The organism is Rhodococcus sp. NPDC055024 (assembly GCF_053608585.1).
The window spans coordinates 26,079-51,841 of the sequence record NZ_JBSGVT010000020.1 but is presented as its reverse complement, the minus strand read 5'-3'; the positions used below and the strand labels follow the sequence as shown (position 1 = coordinate 51,841).

Genomic DNA, 25,763 nt, shown 5'->3' with positions numbered 1-25,763 from the left:
CGTTCGAGTGTCAACTGGGCAGGTGCACGTGTACTCGAGCGTATGCCCCCAGAACGTCGAATTTGGCTTTACGTGGAAGCGTTGCGCTGATGGCGCTGCCCCGACTCGTTCGTAGTTGTGGGATCAATCCCGAATCCAGTGCGTCCTCCGCAGCCAGAAGTGTTACTCCGCAGCCGATTCCGCGTCGGCGGTGCGCTGGGGCTGTCAGGGTCGTGAGATCTGCCACGAAACCTTGGAATTCGGAGTACGCCGCGCATCCGAGTACCTCGTTGTCATCGGTGAGTGCGGTGAACCACCGCGTGCGGTTCTCGAGATCAGCGGTGGTGCTGTCGTCGGGTGGGCACAGCGCAGCGACGGCGAGGGCATCGTCGATGTCGTGGGAAATCAGTAGTTGCTCGTCGGGTGGCGCGTCCGTGTAGTCGCCGAGGAAAGCGAGATCGACGGGTCCGGTGATTCGGCCGCCGTGATCGCCGGCGATCTCGAGCAGACGCGTCGGTTGCAGCAGGGCGTCGACGGAGATTTCCTCGGTGCGCTCGATGAACCACTGCGGTCCGACAATCGCGCCACCGCCGGCCAGGTCCAGTACGTGGATGTCGTCGCCCACCACCCTGGCGGTGTGTGCCGGTCGCAACGCGGAGTCGCCGAGGCCCAGTTCGCGCGCCCATGCGAGTCGGATGATGTCGAGTTGATGATCGTCCACTCGTTACAGGCTAGTCCGGTTCGAACGGGTTGATCGAGATGGCCGGAGGTCGTATATTCCATGTGGACTATTTCGCGTGGAATAGTCAAGAAATAGTCAATTGTGGCTTGTCAGGGAGGGGACTCATGGGTGACGTGTCACTGACGCCTTTGGGGATCACCGTTCTGGGCCTGCTGTCCGAGCGTTCGATGCACCCGTACGAGATGTATCAACTCGCCTCGGTTCGACGGGGCGATCAGCTGGTGAAGATCAAGCCGGGATCGCTCTATCACACGGTTTCGCGGCTGGAGAAGCAGGAATTGCTGGCTTCGATCGGGATCGATCGTGAGGGCAATCGGCCGGAGCGCACGACGTACGAGATCACCGCCCGAGGCCGTGATGCTCTCGAGCACCAACTACGTGAGATGTTGGCGGTTCCGGTGCGGGAGTATCCGCGGTTGCCGCTCGCGCTCGCCGAAATGCACAACCTTTCCGCATCAACTGCGTGTCAGATGCTTCGGATCCGTCTCGCACACCTCGACAAGACGATTGCGAAATTCGAGGTCGACTACGAAGCGGTGAAGGCCGCGGAAAAGCCACGAATCTTCACGGTGGGCGCAGACTACGCCCACGCACTCACGATCGCCGAAAGAGAGTGGATCGGCGCGTTGGTGACAGATATCGAGAGTGGCGAAATGCCTTGGCTCTCACAAGAACTTCTCGACCGGCTGGCCGGCTCCGCGGGCTCGTCCGCACTACCTAAGGACTGAAGATGGAAAAGCAGGTCAATCCCTGGCACGCGCTGTGGGCGCTGTGTATCGGGTTCTTCATGATTCTGGTGGACAGCACCATCGTCGCTGTCGCCAACCCTGCGATCATGGAGGACCTCGGCACCGACATCAACAAGGTCGTCTGGGTCACCAGCGCGTACCTGCTGGCGTACGCGGTGCCGCTGCTTGTCACCGGCCGACTCGGTGACAGGTTCGGACCGAAGAACCTCTACATGATCGGCCTCGTACTGTTCACCGGCGCATCACTGTGGTGTGGTCTGTCCGGCAGCGTCGAAATGCTCATCGTGGCAAGGGCTTTCCAGGGCTTCGGCGCCGCAATGATGACTCCGCAGACCATGGCGGTCATCACGCGCACCTTCGCACCGAACAAGCGTGGCGCCGCAATGGGCCTGTGGGGCGCCGTTGCCGGCGTCGCGACGCTGGTCGGTCCGCTTGCCGGTGGTGTGTTGGTCGACAATCTCGGCTGGGAATGGATCTTCATCGTCAACGTCCCGATTGGTGTCATCGCTTTCCTGCTCGCCTGGAAGCTCGTTCCGTCGCTGCCGACGAGCGAGCACAAGTTCGACATCCCCGGCGTGATCCTCAGCGCCGCAGGCATGTTCCTGCTCGTGTTCGGAATCCAGGAAGGCAGTTCGTACGACTGGAACGGATTCGTCTGGAGTCTGATCGGCGCCGGCGTGCTGTTACTCGCGGTGTTCGTGTTCTATCAGTCGCGCAACAAGAACGAGCCGTTGCTTCCCCTCGAACTCTTCAAGGACCGCAACTTCTCGCTCGCCAACGTCGCCATCACCGCAATGGGCTTCGCGATCACGTCGATGGTCCTTCCGCTAATGTTCTACACCCAGGCAGTTCGCGGACTCTCCCCGACGCAGTCGGCGCTCCTCCTCGTTCCGATGGCCGTGCTGACCGGCATTTTTGCGCCGATCATCGGCAAGCTCGTCGACAAGACGCATCCGCGCTACATCGCGGGCACCGGCTTCCTGCTGTTCGCGATCGCCCTGGGCTGGCTGGCATTGGTTATGTCTCCCGACGTCGCGATCTGGGAACTGCTCCTGCCGATCGGCCTGATCGGCTTCGCCAACGCATGCATCTGGTCGCCGCTCGCGGCCACCGCCACACACAACCTGCCTCCGATGCAGGCCGGCGCCGGCGCCGGCGTCTACAACACCACCCGGCAGGTGGGCGCGGTTCTCGGTAGTGCCGCGATCGGCGCACTGATCACCGCACGATTGGCGGCTCAGGGTCTGACCGGCGGCAGTTCCGAAGCTGGAGTGGGTCACCTGCCCGAGTTCGTTCGTGAACCGTTCAGCACGGCGATGTCGGAGTCGATCTGGCTACCTGCAGGCGTGCTGCTCATCGGCTTCGTCGCTTCGGTGTGCTTCGCTCGGCCTCTGCGCGGCGACGCACACGAGGACGCGATGGCCGTCAGTGCCGAAGCGCGTCGGGAAACATCACTGCACGATTGAGATAGTCGCTCGGGTCCAGGGCTCGCTTGATCGCCCACATCGTGGCTATGTCCTCCGCGGAGAGGGCCAGGTCCAGATAGTTGCGTTTGAGCGAGCCCACCCCGTGCTCGGAACTGACGTTTCCGCCGTGATCGCGAACCAGTTCGAGGACGCTGCGGTACACGGTGTCGGCGTTCGGGCAGTTCAGGACGTTGAGGTGGATGTTTCCCTCGGCGACGTGGCCGAAGAGGATCGGAATCGCCTCGGGGGCGCGACTCGCGATCACGGCCGCGGCGTCTTCGGCGAAGGTGGCAAGCGAGTCCAGGGGCAGTGCCGCGTCGAATTTCAGTGGGGGACCGAACAGTCCGACCACTTCGGCGAAGCACTCCCGCGCTGCCCACAAGCGCGTCGAGCCGGGATCGTCGACCGCTACCGCCGTAGTTTCCGGCGGGCCGATGCGTTCGAGTACTTCGCCCAGGCGTTCCAGCGGATCGTGGGCACCTGACACCTCGGCGAGCAGGTACCACGCCCGCCCCGTCGGCACCGCGGCGTTCACGTGTCGGGCGGCAAGTTCGAGTCCGCGGCCGTCCAACAATTCCAGTGCGTCGACGCCGTCGAGAGTGCGCAACGTTCGCCCCGCATCGACGACGTCCTCCAGCCTGTCGAAACCGGTCAGTGTGGTGACCCGGTGAGCCGGCACCTGGCGCAGTTCCAGATCGACTGCCGTGACCACACCGAGAGTTCCTTCGCTGCCCACCCACAGTGCGGGCAGGTTGTATCCGGAATTGTCGGACAACACTTTCGGTGACCGGCGCACGGTGGTTCCGTCGGGGATCACCACCTCGAGGCCGAGCACCTGCTCGGCCATGTTCCCGTATCGAACCGTGTGCAGGCCACCGGCATTGGTGGAGACCATGCCGCCGATGGTCGCCGTGTCCCGTGAAGCTATGTCGACGCCGAATTTCAGGCCGGCGTCGGCCGCAGCGGAATGTACCTGCGCGAGTGTCACTCCCGCTCCGACGGTGATCCGCCTGCCGGCCGCGTCGACTTCACCGGTCGTCGTGAGACGTTCGGTGGAGAGCAGGACGTCGTCGTGCTCGGGCACCGTGCCCGCGACCAAGCCGGTTCGTCCGCCCTGAACGGTGACCGGTACGCCGTGGGAGCGGCACACGTTCAGCACCGCCGAGACTTCGGCGGTATTTCCGGGTCGGACCAGGGCGCTGGCGTGCCCGCTGTAGCGCCCCGTCTGGTCGGTGGAGCGGGTAGCCAACACGTCGGCGTCGTCGACGACGAACCGGTGTCCCACAACGTCCGCGAGTGCATTTCTCAGACCGTCCACCCGACGATCGTAGGCCGGTTCCATGTGGCAGTGTGGCGGCATGACTGCTCCCGAATCGCACCCCACCCGTCTCGAGCGCTTCACCACCGATGGTGGTGCCGAGGTGGCTGTCCTGACGTTCGCGCACGGACCACTCAATCTGTTCGACCAGGCCATGTTCGACGCGGTCATCGCCGACGTTGCGGCGTTGACCGAGAATCCGCCGCGGGCTGTCCTCCTGCGCGCGGAGGGCAAGGTCAACTCGGCCGGCGTCGACGTCCACGTCTTCGACGGACTGAACCCGGAGCAAGGCGCGGAATTGTGGCGCGAGCTGTTCGCCCAGATCTGCCATCCGCTCGAGGCGTTGCCGTGCCCGGTGATCTACGCGGCGCACGGGTTGACGCTGACTGCGGCATTCGAGATCTCCTTGGCCTGCGACATCATTCTCGCGGCGCCCAAGGCAAAGTTCGGGCTGGTCGAGACAGTGGTCGGTCTGACGCCGTCCATGGGTGGACCGCAACGCCTGGCCGAGCGCGCCGGTTCCGGACGTGCTCGGGAGTTGGTCATGACCGGCGATCTGTACGACGCCGCAACCCTGCACGCCTGGGGCGTCGTCAATGCAGTTCACGACGACGTCGACAGTGCGGCGCGGTCCCTCGCGACCAGGTTGGCGGACGGGCCCACGCGAGCACACGACGCCACCAAACAGATCGTGGCGGCGTGGCGTTCCGGCGGCATCGCTCATGCGGATTCGGTGACGCCCGGGGTGTCCGGCGCGCTGTTCGACACCGACGACCTGCGCGGCGCCGTCCGCAGTTTCCTCGACGTCGGCCCGGGTAAGGCCGTCTACTCCGGAAAGTAGATATACGACCTTTATCGTCAGAGACCTCCACGAACTGTGATCCACGTCATATAGTCGAAGGGCCGGTGGGTTCGTCAGTGACGTGGAGGTATCGATGCGGTCGACGCTTGTGGAATACCCGTGTTCGAATCTGCTCCTCGCCGACGCCCGCGTCACTCGCGCGGGGGACGGAGTGCTTCGGTACAGCCAACTGGACCCGTCGCTGTCCGAACTCCTCGATATTGCCGTTCATCGGTTCTCCTCGCGCATCGCGGTCGAGGAGGTCGACGGCGAGCAGGTCACCTTCGCGGAACTGTGGGCCGAGGCGTCGCGGGTCGCAGGCGGACTGAAGTCGCGAGGCGTCGAGATCGGCGATCGTGTGGCGATTCGTGTCGCCGCGGGGGTGCGGTGGATGGAGGCGTGCCTCGGCGTCATCCTCGCGGGAGGGGTCCCGGTCTCTGTCGGTGTGCACCTGAGTGACGACGCAGCGGACTTCGTCATCGCGGACAGTGGCTCGGTGCTGGTACTCGATGGGGAACTCCCACACGGTGTTCCGTTCATCGACGACGGCGCGGCCCCGGACGAGATGGCGATCCTCGCGTACACCGCCGATTCTTCGGGCGAGATGCTGGGCGTCGAGTTGAGTAACGAGAACGTGCTCTCCGCTATCGTCGGTATTCTGCACTCGCGCGATTACGGCGTCGAAGGTGTGCGGAATCTGCTGGTGGACAATGATTTCAAGTCCGTACGCCAGTTCGTGCACGTGCTCGCGACGCTGGTGGTCGGTGGAACGGTGGTCCTCGCCGGCGACTTCTGGCGCGAGAGTGTGCACACGGTCGACATCGTGACCGGGCGGCCCGAGGACTTGCTCGAGCCACGGTTGCTCACGCTCGGACCGGCGGCGCGTGCCGGTTCGAGGTCGGTGCAGTGGATCGACTGCAGCGGATCGCCGATCACGGCCGAGCAAGAAGCGAAGCTGCTGACGATGTTCCCGGCCGCTCGACATGTGATCGGTTGGGGTAAAACCGAAACCTGTGGGGCCGGTCTCATTCTGCCGACCGAGTCGGCACCCACACACCTCGGCAGCGTCGGAATCGCCTTCGGCGGAATGGAAGTGGCGTTGTACGGCCCGGACGCGCCAGGTGGTTTCGGTGAGTTGCTGTGCCGCGGGCCGAGTGTCACGCGTCGGTATTGGAATTCGCCGGAAGCGACCTCGACGAGATTCACCCAGGGGTGGTTCTGCACTCACGACACCGCGCAGATCGACCCAGATGGCTTCGTCCGTATTGTCGAACGCAACGTCGCGTAGTCACGCGAGTGTGGTCGACAAACGAGAGGGACATCATGGCGGACGAGGTTCTCACCGAGCGGGGCGGGCGGACACTGATCATCACCATCAACCGACCCGAGGCGCGCAACGCCATCAACTCGGCGGTCAGTCACGCGTTGGCCGCTGCGGTCGAAGAGCTTGATGCGGACGACGATCTGTCCTTGGCGGTGCTGACAGGTGCAGGCGGAAACTTTTGTGCCGGTATGGATCTGAAGGCATTCGTGGCCGGCGAGAACGTACTCGTGCCGGGACGCGGCCTCGGATTCACGGAAGGGCCCCCGCGTAAGCCGATCATTTCGGCGGTCGAGGGCTTCGCGTTGGCAGGCGGCACGGAACTCGTGCTCGCCACCGACCTGGTGGTGGCGTCGTCCGAAGCGAAGTTCGGTATCCCGGAGGTCAAGCGAGGACTGGTTGCAGGTGGCGGCGGATTGCTGCGCCTGCCCAAGCGGATTCCGTACCAGAAGGCACTGGAACTGGCCCTCACCGGTGACAGTTTCACCGCCGAGGAGGCATACCGCTACGGTTTCGTGAACACGTTGACCGAGCCGGGCAAGGCGCTCGAAGGCGCACTCGACCTCGCAGATCGAATCACCCGCAACGGACCGCTCGCGGTTGCCGTCACCAAGGAGATCATCGTCAAGGCCGGCGGGTGGTCCGACGACGAAGCTTTCGCGAAGCAGTTGCAGGTTATGGCGCCGGTGTTCGCCTCCGAAGATGCACGCGAGGGTGCAACGGCGTTCGCCGAGAAGCGTGCCCCGGTCTGGAAGGGACGCTGAACCGAAATGGCTACTCCTGTCGCAGAACTGCACATGCACATCGAGGGTTCGTTGGAACCCGAACAGATCTACCGGCTCGCCGAGCGCAATCGAATGGATTTGCCGTACAAGGACATCGACGATCTGAAGTCGAGGTACGAGTTCACCGACCTGCAGTCGTTCCTTGATCTCTACTTCGCCAACATGGCCGTCCTGCGTACCGCGGAGGATTTTGCCGACCTGACGCGGGCGTATTTCCGTCGGGCAGCAGCCGCTGGAGTGGCGCATGCCGAGTTCTTCTTCAATCCGCAGGCGCACGTAGTCCGCGGTGTTCCGCTGACCGAGGTCCTGGACGGGATCATGGATGCGGTGGCATCGAGTGAGCGCGAGTTCGGGCTCAGCAGTGCGGCAATCGCCGCCATTCTCCGTGATCAGCCGGTCAAGGACGCCGAAGAGATCTTCTCCGAGATCATTCGCTTGCAGGCGCCGATCGTCGGACTCGGACTCGACTCCGCCGAGGTCGGCAACCCGCCCTCACTGTTCGAGGACGTGTTCGCCCGTGCGCGTGCCGAGGGCTTGCACGTCGTTGCTCACGCCGGTGAGGAGGGACCGCCCGAGTACATCTGGCAGGCGCTCGACATTCTCGGCGCCGAGCGCATCGACCACGGCGTCCGGGCGCTCGAGGACCCTGCCCTCATCGAGCGTCTGGTCGACGAGGAGATTCCACTGACGGTCTGCCCGTTGTCGAACGTTCGTCTGCGAGTGTTCGATTCGCTGTCTGATCATCCGCTTCGATCGATGCTCGAGATGGGTTTGATCGTCACGGTCAACTCCGACGACCCGGCCTATTTCGGGGGATACGTCGACGACAATTTCACCGAACTGGGCCGAGCCTTGGGGCTGACCGAGGCCGAGCGCGACACCCTCGCCCGGAACTCGATCAAAGCCTCGTTCGCCAGTGACGCGCGAAAAGCGGAACTGCTGAGGCACTAACTGCTGCGGCACTAACTGCTGCGGCACTGACCGTCAGTCGCCGAGCACCTGACGTAGGTATTCGTTGTCGAACACTCGATTCGCGTCGTACTTGTCTCGAACGGCGACAAAATCGTCGAGTCGATCGTACGTAGGACGCAGGTCGTCGACGGTCCGGTTGTGCATTTTCCCCCAATGCGGCCGGCCGTCGACGGCGCGCGCGATGGCTTCCACTGCGGCGAAGTATTCGGTTTCAGGTCGGCGGTGGTACTGATGGACCGCGATGTAGGCGGTGTCGCGTCCGTGAGCGGTCGAAAGCCAGAGGTCGTCGGCGGCAGCAAAACGTACTTCGACGGGAAAAGCGACGTTCGTTCCGGACTTCTTCATCCAGCGATCGATTTCGTGGAGCGTCTCGGTGACGTGTTCGCGGGGAATCGCGTATTCCATCTCCTTGAACTTCACCCGGCGCGAGGACGCGAATACTCGGTAGCTGCGATCGGTGAATTCGCGGGCGCCGAGCAGTCGAGACGACACGTTGTTGATTCTCGGGATCGCGGCCGGTGCCAGGGTCGCGACGCGATTGACGCCTTCGAAGAGTGTGTTCGAGAGGAGTTCGTCGTCGACGAACGCGCGGACCTTGCCCACCGGATCGGGTTCGGTATCTCCGGGGAGTCGGGTGTTGCTCTTCGTGAGCACACGGTCGGTGTGCGGAAACCAGTAGAACTCGAAGTGATCCAGGCCCAGACGATCGCTCTCAAGGGTGTCCAGTATGTGAGACAGCGTGTCGGGTTCCTCGATTGCACGGAGGGTGAATCGCGGTACGCAGGCGAGAGTGATCTTCGAAATGATGCCGATTGCACCCAATCCGAGGCGCCCCGCTTCGAACAATTCGACATTTTCGTCGGCACTTGCGGTAACCACGGATCCGTCGGCGAGAGCGATCTCGATTCCGCGAATCTGTGTGGCGATACCGCCGAATCGGGCGCCGGTTCCGTGCGTGCCGGTGGATGTCGCGCCGGCCAGTGACTGGACGTCGATGTCGCCGAGATTGGCCATCGCATATCCGCGTTGCCACAGGGCGTCGTTGAGGGCGTGAAGGCGAGTGCCTGCAAAAACAGTAACCAGCGCGCCGTCGTCGGTCGGCGTGATCGAATCGATTCCGCTCAGGTTGTCCAGGCTGACGAGGATACCGTCGGTGACCGCGACACCGGTGAACGAATGGCCTGCGCCGACGGCCTTCACACGTTGGCCACGCGCCGCAGCCTCGGCGACCAACGACGAAAGTTCACGGGTATTTGTCGGCGTCGCAAAGCGACGCGGCGCGGCGCTTTGAGTGCCCGCCCAGTTCTGCCAAGTGTCCGAAGCCATTACGCAATAATGTACTTGGACGGTCGTCCAGGCAAGTATTGCGCGAAGATTTTGTCATTTGCGTTCTACGATCATTGGATGCTGAACAGGCTCCCGGCGGACGAACGCCGCACACAATTGGTCGAGTCCGCTTTGTCCATTGCGGAACAGCGCGGTGTCAGTTCTGTGACGGTAAGGGCGGTGGCAGAAGAGGCCGGCGTGTCGCTCGGCGTCGTTCATTACTGCTTCGAGAGCAAGGAAGCGCTGATCGCGGCAATGGGTGAGACGCTCATTCTGCAGCTCAGTGCGTCGATGCAGTACGCATTTGCGCAGGTCCGACACGCACCGGATCTCAGTGGTGTGCAGGGGCTCAAGGAATTGCTGCATATCGGGTTGACGGGAATGTGGCCCACTATCGAGGCAACGCCGGACAGGCAGTTGTTGACCTACGAAATCACCGCGCAGGCTCTCCGCAGTCGTAATCTCGGCGCCGAACGCGCTGGGGCTGTTGCTTTCGAGCAGTACCGAATCATGGACGAGCTTGCGGTTTCGTTTCTCGAGGAGTGCGCCAAAATTTCCGGCACCGTGTGGACCGAGCCGTTGAGTTCGATTGCGCGCCTGAGCCTTGCACTTATCGACGGCCTCGTCCTGCGTTGGCTGGTCGATCGTGACTCCGACGCGACTATTGCGGAGTTCGGAGAAATGGTTCAGGTAATTGCCAACAAAGCAGTGATCGCGCCCCAGTAGAAGTGCCATCCTGGACATACGTCCAGTATTGGTGATTGACTGGTCGCACGCCGCGACGATTGGATCATCTGTGACCCGGACCCTCGATCGACTCACTGCTGCCACGCGAGAACTCGACCCGCCTCTGGCCGCTCTGGATCTGACCACACTGCGCAGTAATGCAGCCGACCTGGTGCGCCGCGCCGGTGGAACGCCGGTGCGAGTGGCGAGCAAATCGGTTCGTTGTCGGACGGTTCTGGCTGAAACTCTCGGCGACACACTGACCGCGTCCGGCGGATTCCGCGGAATCATGGCGTACTCACTGCGCGAGGCTTTGTGGCTGGTCGGGTTGGGCGCACGGGACATCCTGATGGGATACCCGACCGCCGATCGCGGCGCCATCGCGGATCTCGCTGCCGACGACACCGCTCTCGAATCGATCACCTTGATGATCGACGACGATGCACAGTTGGATCTCATTCGTTCGGCGTCGACGGGGGATGCGCCTGTCCGGGTGTGTCTCGACGTCGACGCGTCACTGCGGATCGGCCCGATCCATCTGGGCGTACGACGCTCACCGCTGCGCGAACCTGCCGCGGTCGCCGCACTCGCGGCGCGTGCGCGCCAACGCGGATTCTCCGTCGTAGGAGTGATGTTCTACGAAGCTCAGATTGCCGGCCTTCCTGACACCAGTGCTCCGATCGGTTGGGTCAAGAAAGCCTCTGCGCGCGAATTGGCGTCCAGAAGGGGCGCTGTGGTCGCGGCCGTCACCGATGCCGTTGGTGCACTCGAGATCGTCAACAGCGGCGGCACGGGGTCGCTGGAGGTCAGCTCGGCCGATCCTGTGGTGACCGAGGTAACAGCAGGCTCCGGGTTGTATGTACCGACCCTGTTCGACCGCTACCGCGCCTTCCGACCCGATCCTGCGCTGTTCTTCGCTCTGTCGGCAGTGCGCAAGCCGACTCCGTCCGTCACGACCCTGTTCGGCGGCGGATACATCGCGTCGGGACCTGCGGGAGCCACCCGCGTTCCGTCGCCGATCTGGCCTGCCGGTCTCAAACTGCTCCGCAACGAAGGGGCAGGCGAAGTTCAGACCCCGGTCACGGGAAAGGAAGCCGGAAACATCGCGATCGGCGACCGCGTGTGGTTCCGGCACGCCAAGGCAGGCGAGTTGTGCGAGCGTTTCGACCGCGTGTACGTGGTCGAAGCCGACGGCACCCGAACCTCGGTTCCCACCTACCGCGGTGAAGGACAGTGTTTCGGGTAAGGCAGGCTTCGGGTAAGGCAGGCTTCGGCTAGCTCGTCAGCCTCATGAACGCGCCCAGTTCCACCAATCCCGCGGGCGTGCTCGGCATGTACTGCGTCATTGCGTGCGATCGGACGATGATCGCGCACCACTTGCCGCGTGAGACAGCAACGTTGAGGCGGTTCCGCGACAGCAGGAACGAGATTCCTCGCGGGACGTCGTCGACGGCGGAGGCAGCCATCGACACGATTGCCACCGCGGCCTCGCGTCCTTGGAACTTGTCGACGGTGCCGACCTCAACCTCCGTGAGACCGGCCTCGGTGAGATCGCGCTCGACGGTGCCCACCTGGGCGTTGTACGCCGCGACCACGAGAATGTCCGACTGCTCCAGCGGCCTGGTTCCCTCGAACTCGCTGGGGTCGGTCCACGGTGTACCGAGAAGTTCCTGGATCTGGCGAACGATCTCCTGCGACTCTTCCGGAGAGTACGTGGAATTGCCGCGGTGATCGACGTACACCGTGTGCACTCCGGCGGCGAGTCCGTCGAGTTTCCTTGCTGCACTGACGGTTTCCTGGGAGTGGAGTTTGCCCTCGTACGACAGTGCAGACACGGGGGCGCACAGATCAGGGTGCATCCGCCACGTTTTCTCGAGGAAGTAGCCGAGTTGGGGTGGCAGTGCACCGTGTCCCTCGGCGAGCCAACCGAGTGCCGATTCGTCGACAGGTTCGGGGTGCGTGCCTTGGCTGACCTGCGGCAGTTGCTGTGGATCGCCCAGTAGCAACAGGTTTCGCGCGGAGATCGCGACGGCAATCGTGTTGGCCAGCGCGAATTGACCTGCCTCGTCGACCACGAGCAAGTCCAAACTGCCGGCGGGAACACGATCGGTGTTCGCGAAGTCCCATGAAGTGCCGCCGATGACGCAGCCGACGCCTTCCGCTTCGGCGATGAAACCGGCGTATTCCTCGGACGCGATGTCCTGCCATTCCGCGGTCTTGCTGCGGCTACCCTTCTTTGCGACCAGTGCGGGGTCCACGCCGGCCTTCAGAATGCCGCCGAGCATGTTCTCGACCACCGAATGTGATTGTGCCACCACGCCGATTCGCCAATGGTGTTGTTCGATCAGTGCCTTGACGACGCGAGCGCCCGTGTAGGTTTTGCCCGTACCGGGAGGACCTTGCACCGCCACGTAGGAATCGTCGAGGTCGAGAAGTGCGGCGGTGATGGCGTCGGCGTAGTTGTTGTCGGCGCCGACAGGTGGCAGCGGTGAACCCGAGAGGGTTCTCGGGGTGCTGCGCCTGAGAATGTCGACTGCCGCGATGTGTGGCAGTTCGGGCAGGCTCTCACTGGCGCCGGACGCGGCAGCGGCGATGGACTTCTCCATACGTCCGGTGGGAATCGGACGACCAGGTGCCAACGCGACCGGGGAATCGATGTATTCGTCACCGCTGAGCAGTTCTTCCACGGTGACCACGTCGAGCCCTTCGGACTTGACGACGGCGGTGACCTTGACGCTGCTGGTGCCGCGCTGGGTGGGGTTCTCGCTTGCAACGGCATCCGGGGAGGGGGTTGCGTAGAGCGCGAAAAGATCACTGCCCGGGCTCAAAGACGTTCCGGTGCCGAAACTTCCGGTCAACTGGATGTGGCGACGAAACTTCTTCTGCCGCGGGGTGCTCTTGTGCCAGTCCGCTTCGATTTCGGACTGCTCGACCACCATGACGTCGCGGATGTCCACGAGGTCTTCGATCGGTGTGACCAATCGGTCGAAGTGGGCCCACCAGTACGGCTTCCGTTCGCGATTGTGGTAACCGACTGCTGCGGCCAATAGAGCAGCAGCCTGCTGATCGGGGGTGCGTGTCGAACCGGCCTTGTGGCCGGCGAAGTCGCGGAGTGCGATTTCCGATTCGGTGAGTTCTTCGAGTGGAATCTTGATCTGTCCGGTCGGCTCACGAAGTTCGACACCATGTTCTGCGGCGCGCTCGGCGAGCCAATCACGCAGGCGGAGAGTGGATTCGCAGTCGTACTCGTTGTAGTCGGAGATGCCCTGAAGAAGCTCCCTGGCCTGGTCGGCTTGTCCGCCGTCGCGCAATTCGCAGTAGTCGGCATAAGCGACGACCGAGGCGGCGGCGTTGGTCACGTCACCGTCGCGGCCGTGCTCACCCATGTAGAGCGGCTCGAGTTTCTTGATGCTGTACGAGCGTTGTCCGATCCGCAGGCACGCACGGACGATCGGATACAGGTCGACGAGCACGTTCTCGCTGAGCAGCGTGTCCACTGTCTGCTCGCCGACACCGTGACGTGCGGCCAAGCGCAACAGCGCCGATTTCTCGTACGCGGCGTAGTGGTAGATGTGCATGCCGGGGTGGGCTTCACGGCGCGCGGTGACGTAGTCGAGGAAGTCGAGGAGCGCTTGGCGCTCACCCTCGCGGTCGTGTGCCCAGAACGGCTTGAACACATAGTTGTCCGCCGGCCCTTCGACCACGCCGAACAGGTACTCCAACCCCCAGTCGGTGGATCCGTCCTCGGCCCAGAGTGGATCGCCCTCGAAGTCGAAGAAGATGTCGCCGTCGTCGGGGACGGGTAGACCGCCGAGCGCCGAGGGCTCGTAAACCTCGAATTCGGCGTCGCCGGATTGTTCCTGGCGTAGTTGAACGGCTGCCTGCGCACGAAGTTTGTCGAGGGTTTCCCGGCGGATTCCCTCAACTGCGCCAGTGCTCGAGGCGAGTTCGTCGATTGTCGTGATCCCCGAGACGATCAGTTGTTCGCGCTGATTGCCGCGGACACCCGCAACCAGCAGGAGGTCCCGATGGCTTTCGACCTCGACGCTGCAGGTGTCGCAGCGACCGCAACGTAGGTACCGATCGTCGAGCCACTGGGTTGGTTTTCCCTCGGCGCGGTGCTCGTCGAGGACTCGTTCGAGTTCAGCTCGGCGTGCCGCGAACACCGGTGCGATGTCTCCGATGTCGTGTGACGACGTGCTGCCGTCTCCGAGCAGTAGATGAACCTGATCGGAGGCGGCAATTGCATTGCGCTCCAAAGCGTCTGCGTACGCGGCGAGTTGGAGGAGCGCCGACACCTTGGCATGCCGGGAGAGTTTGCTGTCGTAGACGGCGTACGTGTCGCCCTCACGGACGAGGAAATCGCAGAAACCGAGGAATCGGCCGTCGAAGAAGGTTCCCTGATAGATGACGGGCGCACCGGATCGGGCGGCCTCGACGGTGGCCAGGGTGGCGGCGGTCAACCCCGCGCGTGAGTGTTCCGGCCGCGGCATGACGACGACGCCGTCACCGTGTTGATCGATGAACTTCTGAAGCTGTTCGCGCTCGTGCGAGTCGCCGAGGCTCGACGTTCGCTCGAGCATCGGATCCGCCTCGGCGGCCTCGGCCGCGATCAGACCGGTACGGGCGTCGAGTTGCCGCAGCAGTGCGAACTCGCACGAGGCCGCAGCCGAGAGGTCGCTGGCGCTGTAGACGATCTGATCATCGAGTAGGAACACAGGGCGATTGTGCCATCGCTCACCGACAAGGCAACCCACCAGTAATCGCCCACGCGCCGCGGATACCGGTCGCGGAGTGCAGAATGACGATCATGCCCTTCTTCGACGGACGAACCGGTCAGGTGCACTTTCGGCATTGGCCGGCGGCAGGGGGTGTGGTGCCCACGGTGTCATTGGTCTTTCTGCACGGTCTCGGTCAGCACAGCGGGCAGTATCACCGCTTCGCTGGCGCTATGACGGCGTCGGCGATAGACGTGTGGGCGATCGATCACACCGGGCACGGCTTGTCGGAGGGTGATCCGGGGGTAGGCGCTCCGCTGTCCGATCTTGCTGCCGACGCAGCAGCGCTTGCTGACATCGCTTTGGCGGAACTGCCCGAAGTCCCGCAGGCGGTGATGGGCCATTCCTTGGGCGCGGTGACGGCGCTGACGATGTTGGCTCATCGCGATCACGATTTTGCCTCCGCAGTGCTGTGCGGCATTCCGCGCAGCGCGGTCGAGCAACACGGGTGGGCGGAACTCTCCGAAGCCGGGATTCCGGTGTTGGTCGTCCACGGCACCGACGACCGGATCGCGCCGGTCGATCCGGTCCGAGACTGGGCCCGGACGCTGCGCAACGTCGAGATGCGCGAGTTCGAGGACGCCGGTCACGACCTGTTGCACGAGAAGGTTCACGCCAGCGTCACCAACGTCAGCCGTGAATTCCTTCTCGCGCATTCCAGATAGGCCTCTCAGGAGAGCGCGTCAAGCACCTCTTTCGACGTGACGGGATGCGAGAACATCGGGTAGTCGTAGGTGATCGCGTTCTCGTGTTCGGCGACCGAAGTTCCGGCTACACAATCGGTGAGAGTGATGACCCGGTAGCCGTTCTCGTATCCGGTGCGCATGGTCGATTCGACGCAGCAGTTGGTCAGGAAACCGCCGAGAATGATCGTGCGAATTCCCTTGCTGCGCAGAATGAAATCGAGGTTGGTGCTGGCAAATGTGTCGAGTCCACGCTTGCCCTCGATGACGATGTCGCCGTCCTTCGGGGTGAGGTCGTCGACGATCGCGGCGCCCCACGAGCCCTTCACGAAAGCTTTGCCGTCGACGACGCCCTTGAGGATTCCGTACGGATGCGAGGTGATTTCGTTGTACCCCTCGGCGAAGGTGATCGGTGCGTGCATCACGGTGACACCCGCCGCGCGGGCCGCATCGACCAGTGCGGCGGTGTTCGCGAGGAGTCCGTTCGATTCCATGACAGGTGCGACGGCCTCGTGGAGGACGCCGCCTTCGGTGGTGAAGTCGTTCTGGTACTCGATGAGCACGACGGCGGTGGTTGCGGGGTCCAATTCGAGCTTGTCGGTCATGGTCGGCACCTTCTCTGTTGTGGTCCGGGTCACGAATCTTCTCAATTAAACAGTTTGTCAGACAAGCAGGCAAGGGGTGGTAGCGTCGCGGCATGGATACGACTCCGTTGTCGCGCATGCCGCTCAGCCTTGCCGTGTCGGGAAGAATCCGCGCTGCCATTCTCGACGGCTCGCTTCCCGTCGGTGAGGCATTGCCGACCGAACAGGAACTTGCACAGACGTTCTCGGTGGGTCGATCGACGGTCCGTGAGGCACTTCGCGTCCTGCAAGCGCAGGGATTGCTGACTGGCGCGGACACCACGTCGACTGCCAGACCTCGTGTGACGCACGAGCATACGGCCGATTCCGCCGCCACCGCCCTCAGTACGGCGTTGCAGGTGGGTGCAGTTCCGCTGGGCGATCTTGTCGAATTACGAGTGCTGCTCGAAGCCGCCGCGCTGCGCACAGTCGGTGCGGTTCCAGGCGAGGCCAGGGACGCGATCGAGCGGATGCGCGTCGCGACGCTTGCCGACGACTCGGTCGCCTTCCACGACGCAGACGTCGACTTTCACGTCGCGCTCGCCGGAGCGGGCGGGAACAAGGCGTTCGGGTTGGTCATGACGGTTCTGCGGGACAGCATCGCCGGCTACTTGCTGAGCGAGCTCGACGCGCGCGAGGACTCGGAAGCCACACTCGGTGCACTGCTGAAAGAACACGAGGGTATCGCCGACGCGATCGAGCGCGGCGCCTCCGACGAGGCTGCCCATTTGGTCGAGCGCCACGTGCGCGGATTCTACGAAGGACGAACGGAATGACCACGAGTATCGATCTGTTGGGCGAACGCTTGCAGAAAGCGCTGGGGGACAGGGCCACAACCGACCCCGACCGAATGGGCGCGTACGTCCGGGATCAATCACTGCTCACTGCGGCGGGAAAGCCTGCTGCACTGGTCAAAGCGCAGACGGTCGACGACGTCGTCGCCGTCATGACGGTGGCCCACGAACTCTCCGTTCCGGTGGTGACGCGAGGGGCGGGAACCGGGTTGGCCGGCGCCGCCAACGCGCTCGACGGATGCATCGTTCTGAGCGTCGCGGGCATGGATCGCATTCTGGAGATCGATGCCGCCGCGCGCACCGCCACGGTGGAGCCCGGAGTGATCAACGGCGACCTCGCCGAAGCTGCTGCACAGCAGGGCCTTTGGTACGTACCGGATCCGGGAAGCCGGGCGATCTCGAGTATCGGCGGCAACCTGGCGACAAATGCGGGCGGCATCTGTTGCGCAAAGTACGGTGTCACCGGCGATCACGTCGCGGCCCTGACGGCGGTACTGGCGGATGGGCGTCTGATCCGTACCGGTGCGCGGACGCGCAAAAATGTCGCGGGGTTGGACCTGACACATCTGCTCGTGGGGTCGGAGGGCACGTTGGCCGTCATCGTCGAAGCCACGATGCGATTGCGAACGGCGCCCACTGCAGCGACCACCGTCGTTGCATTTTTCGATTCCGCGGAGTCCGCGATCGATGCGGTCCTCGCCGTGTCGGCAGTGGCCGAACCGTGTCAGATGGAGTTGATGGACGGCGTCACCATCGGCGCGGTCAACCGCCTGACGAAGATGGGGCTGGACGAGTCGGCCGGGGCGATGCTGCTCATCCAGTGCGACGGTAGGTCAGCTGCCGCCGAAGCTGCGGACTGTGCCGCAGCGTGCGAAAGCGTCGGGGCGAGAGAGGTTTTCCACACCGATGATCCGGTGGAAGGTGAAGAGTTCACCGCGGCTCGCCGGATGGCATTACCCGCTCTCGAGGCGATGGGCACGGTGCTACTCGACGATGTCGCGGTGCCCGTGCCCGCGTTGCCGTCGATGCTGGGGTGCATTCGTGAGGCGGCCGAGCGTCACGGTGTCACGATCGGAACCTTCGGTCATGCCGCCGACGGAAATCTCCACCCGACCATCGTGTTCGACGCCGCCGAAGTCGGAGCACAGAATCGTGCGCGTGGAGCGTTCGACGACATCGTCGCCGGGGCGCTGGCGTTGGGCGGAACGATCAGCGGTGAACACGGTATCGGCGTGCGCAAAGCGCCGTACATGGCAGACATGGTCGGTCAGACCGAACGCGAAATGATGCTTGCAGTGAAGGCCGCATTCGATCCGAAGAACATTCTCAATCCCGGGCGAGGTATCTGAGCGTTTCGTCTGTCGTACTCATCGGGAATTGCGCTACCAGACGAACGTGTTGCCGCACGACGCTTTTCGAGTGACGATGGCCGTCATGAAGCTGTTGATGCTCGGAGGAACACGGTTCCTCGGCCGCGCCCTCGTCGACGACGCTCTGGCACGGGGCTGGGAAGTGACAGTGCTCCATCGGGGGCTCACCGGAGCGCCGCCGTCTACGGCGGAGGTCCTGCTCGCTGATCGCACCGATCAGCGAGCGATGGTCGAGGCGCTCGGTGACCGTCGATGGGACTTCGTCGTCGACACGTGGTCGGGTAGCCCCCGGGTGGTCGGTGAGAATGCACGCGTCTTGCGCGGTCACGTCGAACGGTACGCATACATTTCCAGCGGATCCGTCTACCAGTGGGGCTTGCACGTCGACGAGAGCTCACCTGTTGTTGCCGCTTCCGCGACGTCCGACGACGGCAGCGATTACGCGTCCGCCAAACGCGGCGCCGAACTCGCTGTCCTGGAATTCTTCCCGAATGCACTGCTCGCGAGGGCAGGGCTGATCCTCGGACCACACGAGGACATCGGGCGATTGCCGTGGTGGCTGCAGCGCATCGGCGCAGGAGGCCGCGTCGTTGCTCCCGGGGTGCCGACCAGGCCACTTCAATACGTCGATGTCCGTGACATCGCATCATTTGTCCTGTCCGGACTGGCCGCAGGGATCGGCGGGGCATACGACGTCATCAGCCCGTCCGGGCACACCACAACCTCCGGGCTCCTTCAGGCGTGCGTGGACGCCACCGGTTCGGGCGCGGAATTGGTGTGGATCGACGAGGGCAGGCTGGCGGCGGCTGGAGCGCAGCCGTGGACACAACTCCCGTGTTGGGTGCCGCAAGAGGGTGAGTTCGCAGGCTTCCTCGAAGCCGACACCGCCAAGGCGGCCCAAGCAGGGCAGGCGGGCCTGCGATGCCGCCCGGTCGAAGACACCGTGCGAGATACCTGGGCGTGGATGCAACAGGAAACTCTGCCGGCCCAGCGGGAGGATCGTGCGGTGCACGGATTGCCTCCGGAGATCGAAAGAGAACTTCTTTCCGCCGGAGACTGAAACGCGTCTGGCCCGGTTCGCATTCGAACCGGGCCAGACGCGTGAAAGACGAGGATCAGGCGTACAAGTCGCTGATCTTGGTCTTGTGAGCTTCGTGAATGATGTTGCGCTTGAGCTTGAGCGTCGGCGTCAATTCGCCGGTCTCCTGGGTGAAGTCGACCTCGAGGATCGTGTACTTCTTGATCTGCTCGGGGTTGGAGACCTTCTTGTTGGCGTCGGCAACGGCCGAGTCGATCTCGGCGATCAGATCGGCGTTCTTCACCAGATCGGCAATCGCGGTGTTCGCGGGCAGGCCGTTGCGCTCGACCCAACCGGGCAGTGTTTCCGGATCGAGGGTGATCAGTGCACCGATGAACGGCTGACCGTCACCGACCACGAGGCACTGGCTGATCAGAGCGTGCGCACGCAGGGAATCCTCGAGGCCTGCCGGTGCGACGTTCTTACCGCCGGCGGTGACGATGATTTCCTTCTTGCGGCCGGTGATCGAGACGTAGCCCTCGTTGTCGATCGATCCGAGGTCGCCGGTGTGGAACCAGCCGTCGACGATGGATTCGGCAGTGGCCTTCTCGTTGTGCCAGTAGCCGGCGAACACGACCGGGCCCTGCAGGAGGAGTTCGCCGTCTTCGGCGATCCGGGCGGCGTGGCCGTTGATCGGCTTGCCGACGGTGCCGACGCGCTGCGCGCTCGAGGTGTTGACGGTGATTGCGGCGCTGGTCTCGGTGAGTCCGTAGCCCTCGTAGATCGGGATGCCGACGCCGCGGAAGTAGTGGCCGAGGCGCGCACCGAGAGCTGCGCCGCCGGAGACCGCACGCTCGCACTCGCCGCCCAGTGCTGCGCGCAGCTTCGAGTAGACGAGCTTGTCGAATACCGCGTGCTTGAGCTTGAGTGCCAGTCCGGGGCCACCCTTTTCGAGGGATTCGCTGTATTCGATGGCTGTGGCCGCAGCCTTGTCGAAAATGCTGCCCTTGCCGCCGTCGACGGCTTTCTGGCGAGCCGAGTTGTAGACCTTCTCGAACACGCGGGGCACCGACAGGATGAAGTTGGGCTTGAAGCCGGCGAACTGCTCGAGGAGCGTCGTCAGATCCGACGTGTGGGCGACGGTGACCTTGGCGTCGAAAGCGCCGAACGAGATCGCTCGCGCGAACACGTGGGCGAGCGGCAGGAACATCAGCGTCTTCTTGCCGGGGACCATCGACTCCGGCATCGCCAGGCGGCAGGCGTTGGACTCGGCGTAGAAGTTGGAGTGCGTCAGCTGGACACCCTTGGGGCGTCCGGTGGTTCCGGAGGTGTAGATAAGGGTCGCGGGCGAGGCTGCGGTGACCTGGTGACGACGAGTGTGCAGTTCTTCGTCGGTGATTGCGGAACCGCGGCTGGACAGCTCGTCGATCGCACCCGACTCGATGACCAGGACTTCGCGGAGGGCTTCTGCGCCGTCGGTGACTTCCTTGTGGGTCTCCGCGTGCTTGGCCGTTTCGACGACCAGAAGCGTCGTAGCGGAATCCTCGAGGATCCACTGTGCCTGGTCAGGGGAAGAGGTCTCGTAGATCGCGACGGTGCATCCGCCGGCTGTCCAGATGGCGTAGTCGAGAACGACCCACTCGTAGCGAGTCGCGGACAGGATAGCGACGCGGTCGCCGAGCTCGACACCCGAAGCGATCAGACCCTTGGCAACTGCGGAGACCTGCTTCGCGAATTCAGCCGCGGTGACGTCGACCCATCCACCGTTCGACGGCCGCTTGAACGGCACGAATGTGGGGTCTTCTTCTGCATGACGGAACACGGAGTCGGCCATTGAAACGTTCTCCGGAATTGAGAACGACTGTGGAACTGAGAACTCGCGCACTATTGACCCCTCCAGTGACTACTGACATTTCTGATGTGCATTGCATCACATTAGTCGTCATTTTGCACTGTCGTTACTATTCGGTAGAACTGGTCGGGCGCTGACCTGCAGTTTAGTGTGACCGGCTGTTTACAGGTACTCAGGCGACGTCTTGGAGCGTGCGGCCGTGCACGGACAACCAGCGGCGAATTGCGTAGTCCAATCGGTCCGGATCCACGCCGAGTTGCTCTGCAGTAGCTGCAAGGATCTCCGAGGTGTCTCCCGGCAGTTCGGTGGTGCCGAGTGTTGCGCTGATGAAGGTGTCGGCGGCGGTGCCCAGATCGGTGTGGGGGATTCCGGCCAACATCAACAGGTGCGCCCAGGTCACTTCGGAACCGTCTCCGCAGGCGTCGACCCAGGCGTGGTGAACGGCATCGAGAGCGTTGTCGGAATCAGCAGCGGACAGCAGGTCCTCGACGCTGTTGATCCGCAAGTGATGGAGTTTCTCGGCGACCTGTTGGATGTGCCGTGCCTCGATCGGGACACCCGTCGCCGTGTAGCGACGCTTGTACGAGCCGATCTTGCCTGCCCACTGGTCCGAACTGCCGGCTTCCTCGAAGGTGCGGAGTAGTTCGCGTGCGCCATCCGTGACGGGTTTGTCCTCGCGAGCTTTCCGGTAGGCCAGGTAGCGATCGACGACGGTCACTTCGCTGTGACCCGAAGTGGACTGAACGGATTCGATGATGCACAGGGCGAGGCTCTGTCGATAAGCGTCTGACGCAACCCAGGCGGACGGGTCGCCCAGGCGGTCACGGCACGCAGCTGCGACGGCGTCGACGGTATCGGTCGAGATGGTCACGGTTCCTCCAGAAAGCCGAATTCTTTTTGTTCCATTTGGGCTATCGGCACCGAGGAGCGAAATGTTGCACACATCACAAATTCTCAGAGATCTCTTGGACTGTGCTCAGGCTGGAGAGGTGTGCACTCAGGCGAGGAAGGACAGCACTTCGTCGTCGCTGAGTTGATGAAAGTCCTCGAATGCAGCACCGACGCCGCCTAACAGGGCAGGAACGAACGGGCAGACGACCCGATCGGCCGAGCACGAGACCACTCTCATGGCTTCGGGGGAGGCTACTGGGACCGCGACGATCACGGAGGCAGCACCCGCGGTGCGCGCGCATCGGCAGGCAACGGCGGCACTCGCGCCCGTAGCCATTCCGTCGTCGACGATCACCGCAGTGCATCCGTGGAGGGAAACCGGGGTCCGTCCCTCGCGTAGGAGATGCGCCCGCCGTTCCAATTCGGTTCGCTCGTCGTGTTCGACGGCGGCGAGTTCTCTTTTCGAGACGCGAACCGCTGCGATGACGTCGTGGTTGAGGACTCGCACCCCGCCCTCGCCGATAGCGCCCATCGCGAGTTCCGGGTTGTACGGACTACCGAGCTTGCGCACCACCACGATGTCCAGCGGTGCATTCAGTGCTGCAGCAACCTCGGCTGCGACGGGTACTCCGCCGCGTGGGAGTCCGAGAACGACGGGCTTGTCGATACGCAAGGTCTCGAGCCGCCCGGCCAGAAATTTGCCGGCGGAAGATCGATCCCGATACTGGGTCACTGCGTTGTCCTCGAGAAGCTCGAACCCCGACCAGTTCGACGCTACTCGCTGCAGGTCACCGCGACGAGACTGTGAACCTCCGCAGCGCGAGAGCAGGATTCTTCTCGCGTACCTCGGCGATGCGAGCAGCCGAAACGAGTGCGGTGGCGACCCCGACCTGCTCGCCAAGGGAACACATCACGACGCCCATCGGGTCGACGATCATGCTGGCACCCGCGCCGCCGCGCGCGCTCTGATCTGCCGCAGCGATGTACATCGTGTTCTCGATGGCCCGGGCGCGCACGAGAGTGGTCCAGTGGTCTTCCTTGAGCGGCCCGGGCACCCACTGGGCGGGCAGGAGCAAGACGTCCGCGCCGACGTCGACGATGCGCCGGGTGACTTCCGGGAAGCGCAGGTCGTAGCAGGTCTGGAGGCCGAAGGTCAGGCCGTCGCACCCGAAAGTCTGCGGTTCGGTGATGTCACCCGCGCGGATCACGGCCGATTCCTGGTAGCCGAAGGCGTCGTAGAGATGCAGTTTGCGGTAGGTCGCCACCAGTTCGCCGTTGGGGTCCACCGCGACGAGGGTGTTGGAGATTCTGCTCACGTCGTCGATTCGCTCGTTCATTCCTGCCACGAGGAAGATTCCGAACTCCGCGGCGACCGCCGCCAGTGCCGAACCGAATTCGCCGTCCAGGGCCTCCGCGGACTCGATCAGTCGCTCGTCCGTCTTCGGGGCGGTGAACATCGAGTACTCCGGCGCCACGACAACTTTCGCGCCCCGTGCTGCTGCGTCGGAAGCCAGTGATCGCAGTGATTCGAGGTTGGCTTTCTTGTCCGTCCCCGGAGCGAATTGGGCAATCGCGACAACGGTCTGGGAGGGGGTGGCTGTGGTGGCTGCGGTCATGCTTCCTACGCTAGGCGAAACCCGCTGGGAGGGTGGATCTGTCGTAAATGCACCCCCGGTATGTCGTCGTGTCTATACTCTATCCGCTAAACTGCTGGTCAAATGAGTGATATTGAGCGTGACCCCGAACCCCCAACATTTGCCGACCTCGACATCGATGATCGGGTACTGAAGGCACTGTCAGACGTGGGCTACGAGTCGCCCTCGCCCATTCAGGCTGCCACCATTCCGCCACTGCTCGAAGGCAAGGACGTCGTCGGTCTCGCACAGACCGGTACCGGCAAGACCGCAGCCTTCGCAGTTCCCGTTCTGTCGCGGATCGACACGTCGATCAAGCAGACCCAGGCGCTGGTGCTTGCTCCCACGCGTGAGCTGGCGCTTCAGGTTGCCGAGGCATTCGGCAAGTACTCCGCCCACATCCCCGGACTCAACGTCCTGCCGATCTACGGTGGCCAGAGCTACGGCGTCCAGCTGTCCGGCCTGCGCCGCGGTGCGCACGTCGTCGTCGGCACCCCGGGTCGAGTCATCGACCATCTCGAAAAGGGCACCCTGGACCTGACCAATCTCAAGTACCTCGTTCTCGACGAGGCCGACGAGATGCTCAAGATGGGTTTCCAGGAGGACGTCGAGCGCATCCTCCGCGACACCCCCGGCGACAAGCAGGTTGCCCTGTTCTCGGCAACGATGCCCGGCTCGATTCGCCGGATCTCGAAGCAATACCTGAACAATCCGGTCGAGATCACCGTCAAGTCCAAGACGTCGACCGCCTCGAACATCACGCAGCGCTACATTCAGGTTGCTCATCAGCGCAAGCTCGATGCACTGACCCGAGTCCTCGAGGTCGAGGCTTTCGAGGCGATGATCATCTTCGTCCGTACCAAGCAGGCCACCGAAGACCTGGCGGAGAAACTGCGGGCCCGCGGGCACTCGGCTGCCGCGATCAACGGCGACATCGTGCAGGCACAGCGTGAGCGGACCATCGGTCAGCTCAAGAACGGCGCCCTCGACATCCTCGTCGCGACCGACGTTGCTGCTCGAGGCCTCGACGTGGATCGCATCTCCCACGTCGTCAACTACGACATCCCCCATGACACGGAGTCGTACGTTCACCGCATCGGTCGTACCGGCCGCGCCGGTCGTCAGGGTGACGCGTTGCTGTTCGTCGCTCCGCGTGAGCGTCATCTGCTCAAGTCCATCGAGAAGGCGACGCGTCAGCCGCTTGCGGAGATGCAGCTTCCCAGTGTCGACGACGTCAACGCCCAGCGTGTGACCAAGTTCGGTGACTCCATCACCGAGAGCTTGGCATCGGAGAATCTCGCGATGTTCCGCAAGATGATCGAGGACTACGACCAGGAACATGACGTTCCGCTCATCGACATCGCTGCCGCCTTGGCGCTGCAGTCGCGCGACGGTGAGGCATTCCTGCTCGCTCCCGAGCCGCCGGCACCGCCGCGTCGTGAGCGTGAGCCCCGTGAACCTCGTCCCCCTCGCCGTTTCGACGACGGCCCGGCTCCTCGCTCGCGTGGACCCGAGGGTCAGGAATTGGCCGCGTACCGCATCGCAGTCGGCAAGCGTCATCGCGTCGTGCCCGGTGCCATCGTCGGTGCAATCGCCAATGAGGGCGGGCTTCGTCGAAGCGACTTCGGGCACATCAGCATTCGCCCGGATCACAGCATTGTCGAGTTGCCGGCCGACCTCTCCAACGAGACTCTCGAAGCTCTGCGTCGCACACGCATCTCCGGCGTTCTGATCCAGCTGCAGCCTGATTTCGGCCCGCCGCAGGGACGTCCGAGTGGGCGTGGCGACCGTGGTGGCCGCGATGATCGCGGTGGACGTGACGACCGCCGTGGTGGCGGACGCGAACGCTACAACGACTGACGCACAGCCTTCAACGTCTTGACGTGAAGACTGAA

At 63.5% G+C, this 25,763-nt stretch carries 22 protein-coding genes; 13 read left to right on the top strand and 9 right to left on the bottom strand.

The window, feature by feature from the left end; all coding sequences use genetic code 11:
* Positions 1-10: 10 nt before the first annotated feature.
* Positions 11-700, bottom strand: a complete 690-nt coding sequence (locus tag ACWF6P_RS28855) for a GNAT family N-acetyltransferase (RefSeq protein ID WP_378549584.1) — start codon at positions 698-700, stop codon at positions 11-13.
* Between the two features lie 125 nt (positions 701-825).
* Between ACWF6P_RS28855 and ACWF6P_RS28850 the strand changes: the two genes are divergently transcribed.
* Positions 826-1,449 (top strand): PadR family transcriptional regulator, encoded by a 624-nt coding sequence (locus ACWF6P_RS28850; RefSeq protein ID WP_378549581.1) that lies wholly within the window; start codon positions 826-828, stop codon positions 1,447-1,449.
* Positions 1,450-1,451: 2 nt separating this feature from the next.
* The gene (locus ACWF6P_RS28845) at positions 1,452-2,936 is read left to right on the top strand and encodes a DHA2 family efflux MFS transporter permease subunit (RefSeq protein WP_378646221.1); all 1,485 of its coding nucleotides are present in this window, start codon (positions 1,452-1,454) and stop codon (positions 2,934-2,936) included.
* Here the strand turns inward: ACWF6P_RS28845 and ACWF6P_RS28840 are convergent.
* Entirely contained in the window at positions 2,896-4,296 is a 1,401-nt protein-coding gene (locus ACWF6P_RS28840) for an FAD-binding oxidoreductase (RefSeq protein ID WP_452623330.1), read from the bottom strand. The two genes, ACWF6P_RS28845 and ACWF6P_RS28840, sit on opposite strands and share 41 nt — an antisense overlap.
* Here ACWF6P_RS28840 and ACWF6P_RS28835 point away from each other — a divergent pair.
* The 4 genes from ACWF6P_RS28835 to ACWF6P_RS28820 all read left to right on the top strand — a co-directional run bounded on the left by ACWF6P_RS28835 (position 4,295) and on the right by ACWF6P_RS28820 (position 8,152).
* A complete protein-coding gene (locus tag ACWF6P_RS28835; RefSeq protein ID WP_452623329.1) occupies positions 4,295-5,095 on the top strand; it encodes an enoyl-CoA hydratase/isomerase family protein in 801 nt (266 codons plus the stop codon). The genes ACWF6P_RS28840 and ACWF6P_RS28835 overlap by 2 nt on opposite strands.
* A gap of 94 nt (positions 5,096-5,189) precedes the next feature.
* Positions 5,190-6,383 carry a class I adenylate-forming enzyme family protein gene (locus ACWF6P_RS28830; RefSeq protein WP_378449075.1) on the top strand — a complete coding sequence of 398 codons (1,194 nt, stop codon included), beginning with the start codon at positions 5,190-5,192 and terminating at the stop codon, positions 6,381-6,383.
* A gap of 35 nt (positions 6,384-6,418) precedes the next feature.
* Positions 6,419-7,180 carry a crotonase/enoyl-CoA hydratase family protein gene (locus ACWF6P_RS28825; protein ID WP_452623328.1) on the top strand — a complete coding sequence of 254 codons (762 nt, stop codon included), beginning with the start codon at positions 6,419-6,421 and terminating at the stop codon, positions 7,178-7,180.
* Between the two features lie 6 nt (positions 7,181-7,186).
* Positions 7,187-8,152: an adenosine deaminase gene (locus tag ACWF6P_RS28820; RefSeq protein WP_003945144.1), complete on the top strand. Its 966-nt coding sequence runs from the start codon at positions 7,187-7,189 to the stop codon at positions 8,150-8,152.
* Positions 8,153-8,185: 33 nt separating this feature from the next.
* On the opposite strand, the gene ACWF6P_RS28815 is transcribed toward ACWF6P_RS28820, so the two are convergent.
* Complete coding sequence (locus ACWF6P_RS28815; RefSeq protein WP_452623327.1) at positions 8,186-9,499, bottom strand: D-arabinono-1,4-lactone oxidase; 1,314 nt, start codon at positions 9,497-9,499, stop codon at positions 8,186-8,188.
* A gap of 78 nt (positions 9,500-9,577) precedes the next feature.
* Here ACWF6P_RS28815 and ACWF6P_RS28810 point away from each other — a divergent pair, with 78 nt between their 5' ends.
* A complete protein-coding gene (locus tag ACWF6P_RS28810) occupies positions 9,578-10,225 on the top strand; it encodes a TetR/AcrR family transcriptional regulator (RefSeq protein WP_230817438.1) in 648 nt (215 codons plus the stop codon).
* 70 nt (positions 10,226-10,295) lie between these two features.
* Positions 10,296-11,471, top strand: coding sequence for an amino acid deaminase/aldolase (locus ACWF6P_RS28805; protein ID WP_230817439.1), 1,176 nt, complete (start codon positions 10,296-10,298; stop codon positions 11,469-11,471).
* 28 nt (positions 11,472-11,499) lie between these two features.
* Here the strand turns inward: ACWF6P_RS28805 and ACWF6P_RS28800 are convergent, their stop codons facing one another.
* Entirely contained in the window at positions 11,500-14,943 is a 3,444-nt protein-coding gene (locus ACWF6P_RS28800) for a TM0106 family RecB-like putative nuclease (protein ID WP_452623326.1), read from the bottom strand.
* A gap of 83 nt (positions 14,944-15,026) precedes the next feature.
* Here ACWF6P_RS28800 and ACWF6P_RS28795 point away from each other — a divergent pair, with 83 nt between their 5' ends.
* Positions 15,027-15,668 carry an alpha/beta hydrolase gene (locus ACWF6P_RS28795; RefSeq protein ID WP_452623325.1) on the top strand — a complete coding sequence of 214 codons (642 nt, stop codon included), beginning with the start codon at positions 15,027-15,029 and terminating at the stop codon, positions 15,666-15,668.
* 5 nt (positions 15,669-15,673) lie between these two features.
* Here ACWF6P_RS28795 and ACWF6P_RS28790 read toward each other — a convergent pair whose 3' ends face one another.
* The gene (locus ACWF6P_RS28790) at positions 15,674-16,291 is read right to left on the bottom strand and encodes a cysteine hydrolase family protein (RefSeq protein WP_317555172.1); all 618 of its coding nucleotides are present in this window, start codon (positions 16,289-16,291) and stop codon (positions 15,674-15,676) included.
* Between the two features lie 92 nt (positions 16,292-16,383).
* Here ACWF6P_RS28790 and ACWF6P_RS28785 point away from each other — a divergent pair, with 92 nt between their 5' ends.
* From ACWF6P_RS28785 to ACWF6P_RS28775, 3 genes are all read left to right on the top strand, one after another.
* A complete protein-coding gene (locus tag ACWF6P_RS28785) occupies positions 16,384-17,085 on the top strand; it encodes a FadR/GntR family transcriptional regulator (protein ID WP_378646231.1) in 702 nt (233 codons plus the stop codon).
* On the top strand, positions 17,082-18,452 hold the full coding sequence (locus ACWF6P_RS28780) for an FAD-binding oxidoreductase (protein ID WP_452623323.1): 1,371 nt from the start codon (positions 17,082-17,084) through the stop codon (positions 18,450-18,452). The genes ACWF6P_RS28785 and ACWF6P_RS28780 overlap by 4 nt, the downstream gene beginning before the upstream one ends.
* An 85-nt stretch (positions 18,453-18,537) precedes the next feature.
* Positions 18,538-19,533 carry an NAD-dependent epimerase/dehydratase family protein gene (locus ACWF6P_RS28775; protein ID WP_452623322.1) on the top strand — a complete coding sequence of 332 codons (996 nt, stop codon included), beginning with the start codon at positions 18,538-18,540 and terminating at the stop codon, positions 19,531-19,533.
* Between the two features lie 55 nt (positions 19,534-19,588).
* Here ACWF6P_RS28775 and ACWF6P_RS28770 read toward each other — a convergent pair whose 3' ends face one another.
* From ACWF6P_RS28770 to ACWF6P_RS28755, 4 genes are all read right to left on the bottom strand, one after another.
* Positions 19,589-21,376, bottom strand: coding sequence for an AMP-dependent synthetase/ligase (locus ACWF6P_RS28770; RefSeq protein WP_378449081.1), 1,788 nt, complete (start codon positions 21,374-21,376; stop codon positions 19,589-19,591).
* A gap of 139 nt (positions 21,377-21,515) precedes the next feature.
* A complete protein-coding gene (locus ACWF6P_RS28765; RefSeq protein WP_452623321.1) occupies positions 21,516-22,214 on the bottom strand; it encodes a heme peroxidase in 699 nt (232 codons plus the stop codon).
* 126 nt (positions 22,215-22,340) lie between these two features.
* Positions 22,341-22,967 carry a phosphoribosyltransferase gene (locus ACWF6P_RS28760; protein WP_452623320.1) on the bottom strand — a complete coding sequence of 209 codons (627 nt, stop codon included), beginning with the start codon at positions 22,965-22,967 and terminating at the stop codon, positions 22,341-22,343.
* 55 nt (positions 22,968-23,022) lie between these two features.
* Complete coding sequence (locus ACWF6P_RS28755) at positions 23,023-23,850, bottom strand: carbon-nitrogen hydrolase family protein (protein WP_452623319.1); 828 nt, start codon at positions 23,848-23,850, stop codon at positions 23,023-23,025.
* A gap of 102 nt (positions 23,851-23,952) precedes the next feature.
* Here ACWF6P_RS28755 and ACWF6P_RS28750 point away from each other — a divergent pair, with 102 nt between their 5' ends.
* On the top strand, positions 23,953-25,728 hold the full coding sequence (locus tag ACWF6P_RS28750) for a DEAD/DEAH box helicase (protein WP_230817450.1): 1,776 nt from the start codon (positions 23,953-23,955) through the stop codon (positions 25,726-25,728).
* The last annotated feature ends 35 nt before the right edge of the window (positions 25,729-25,763 follow it).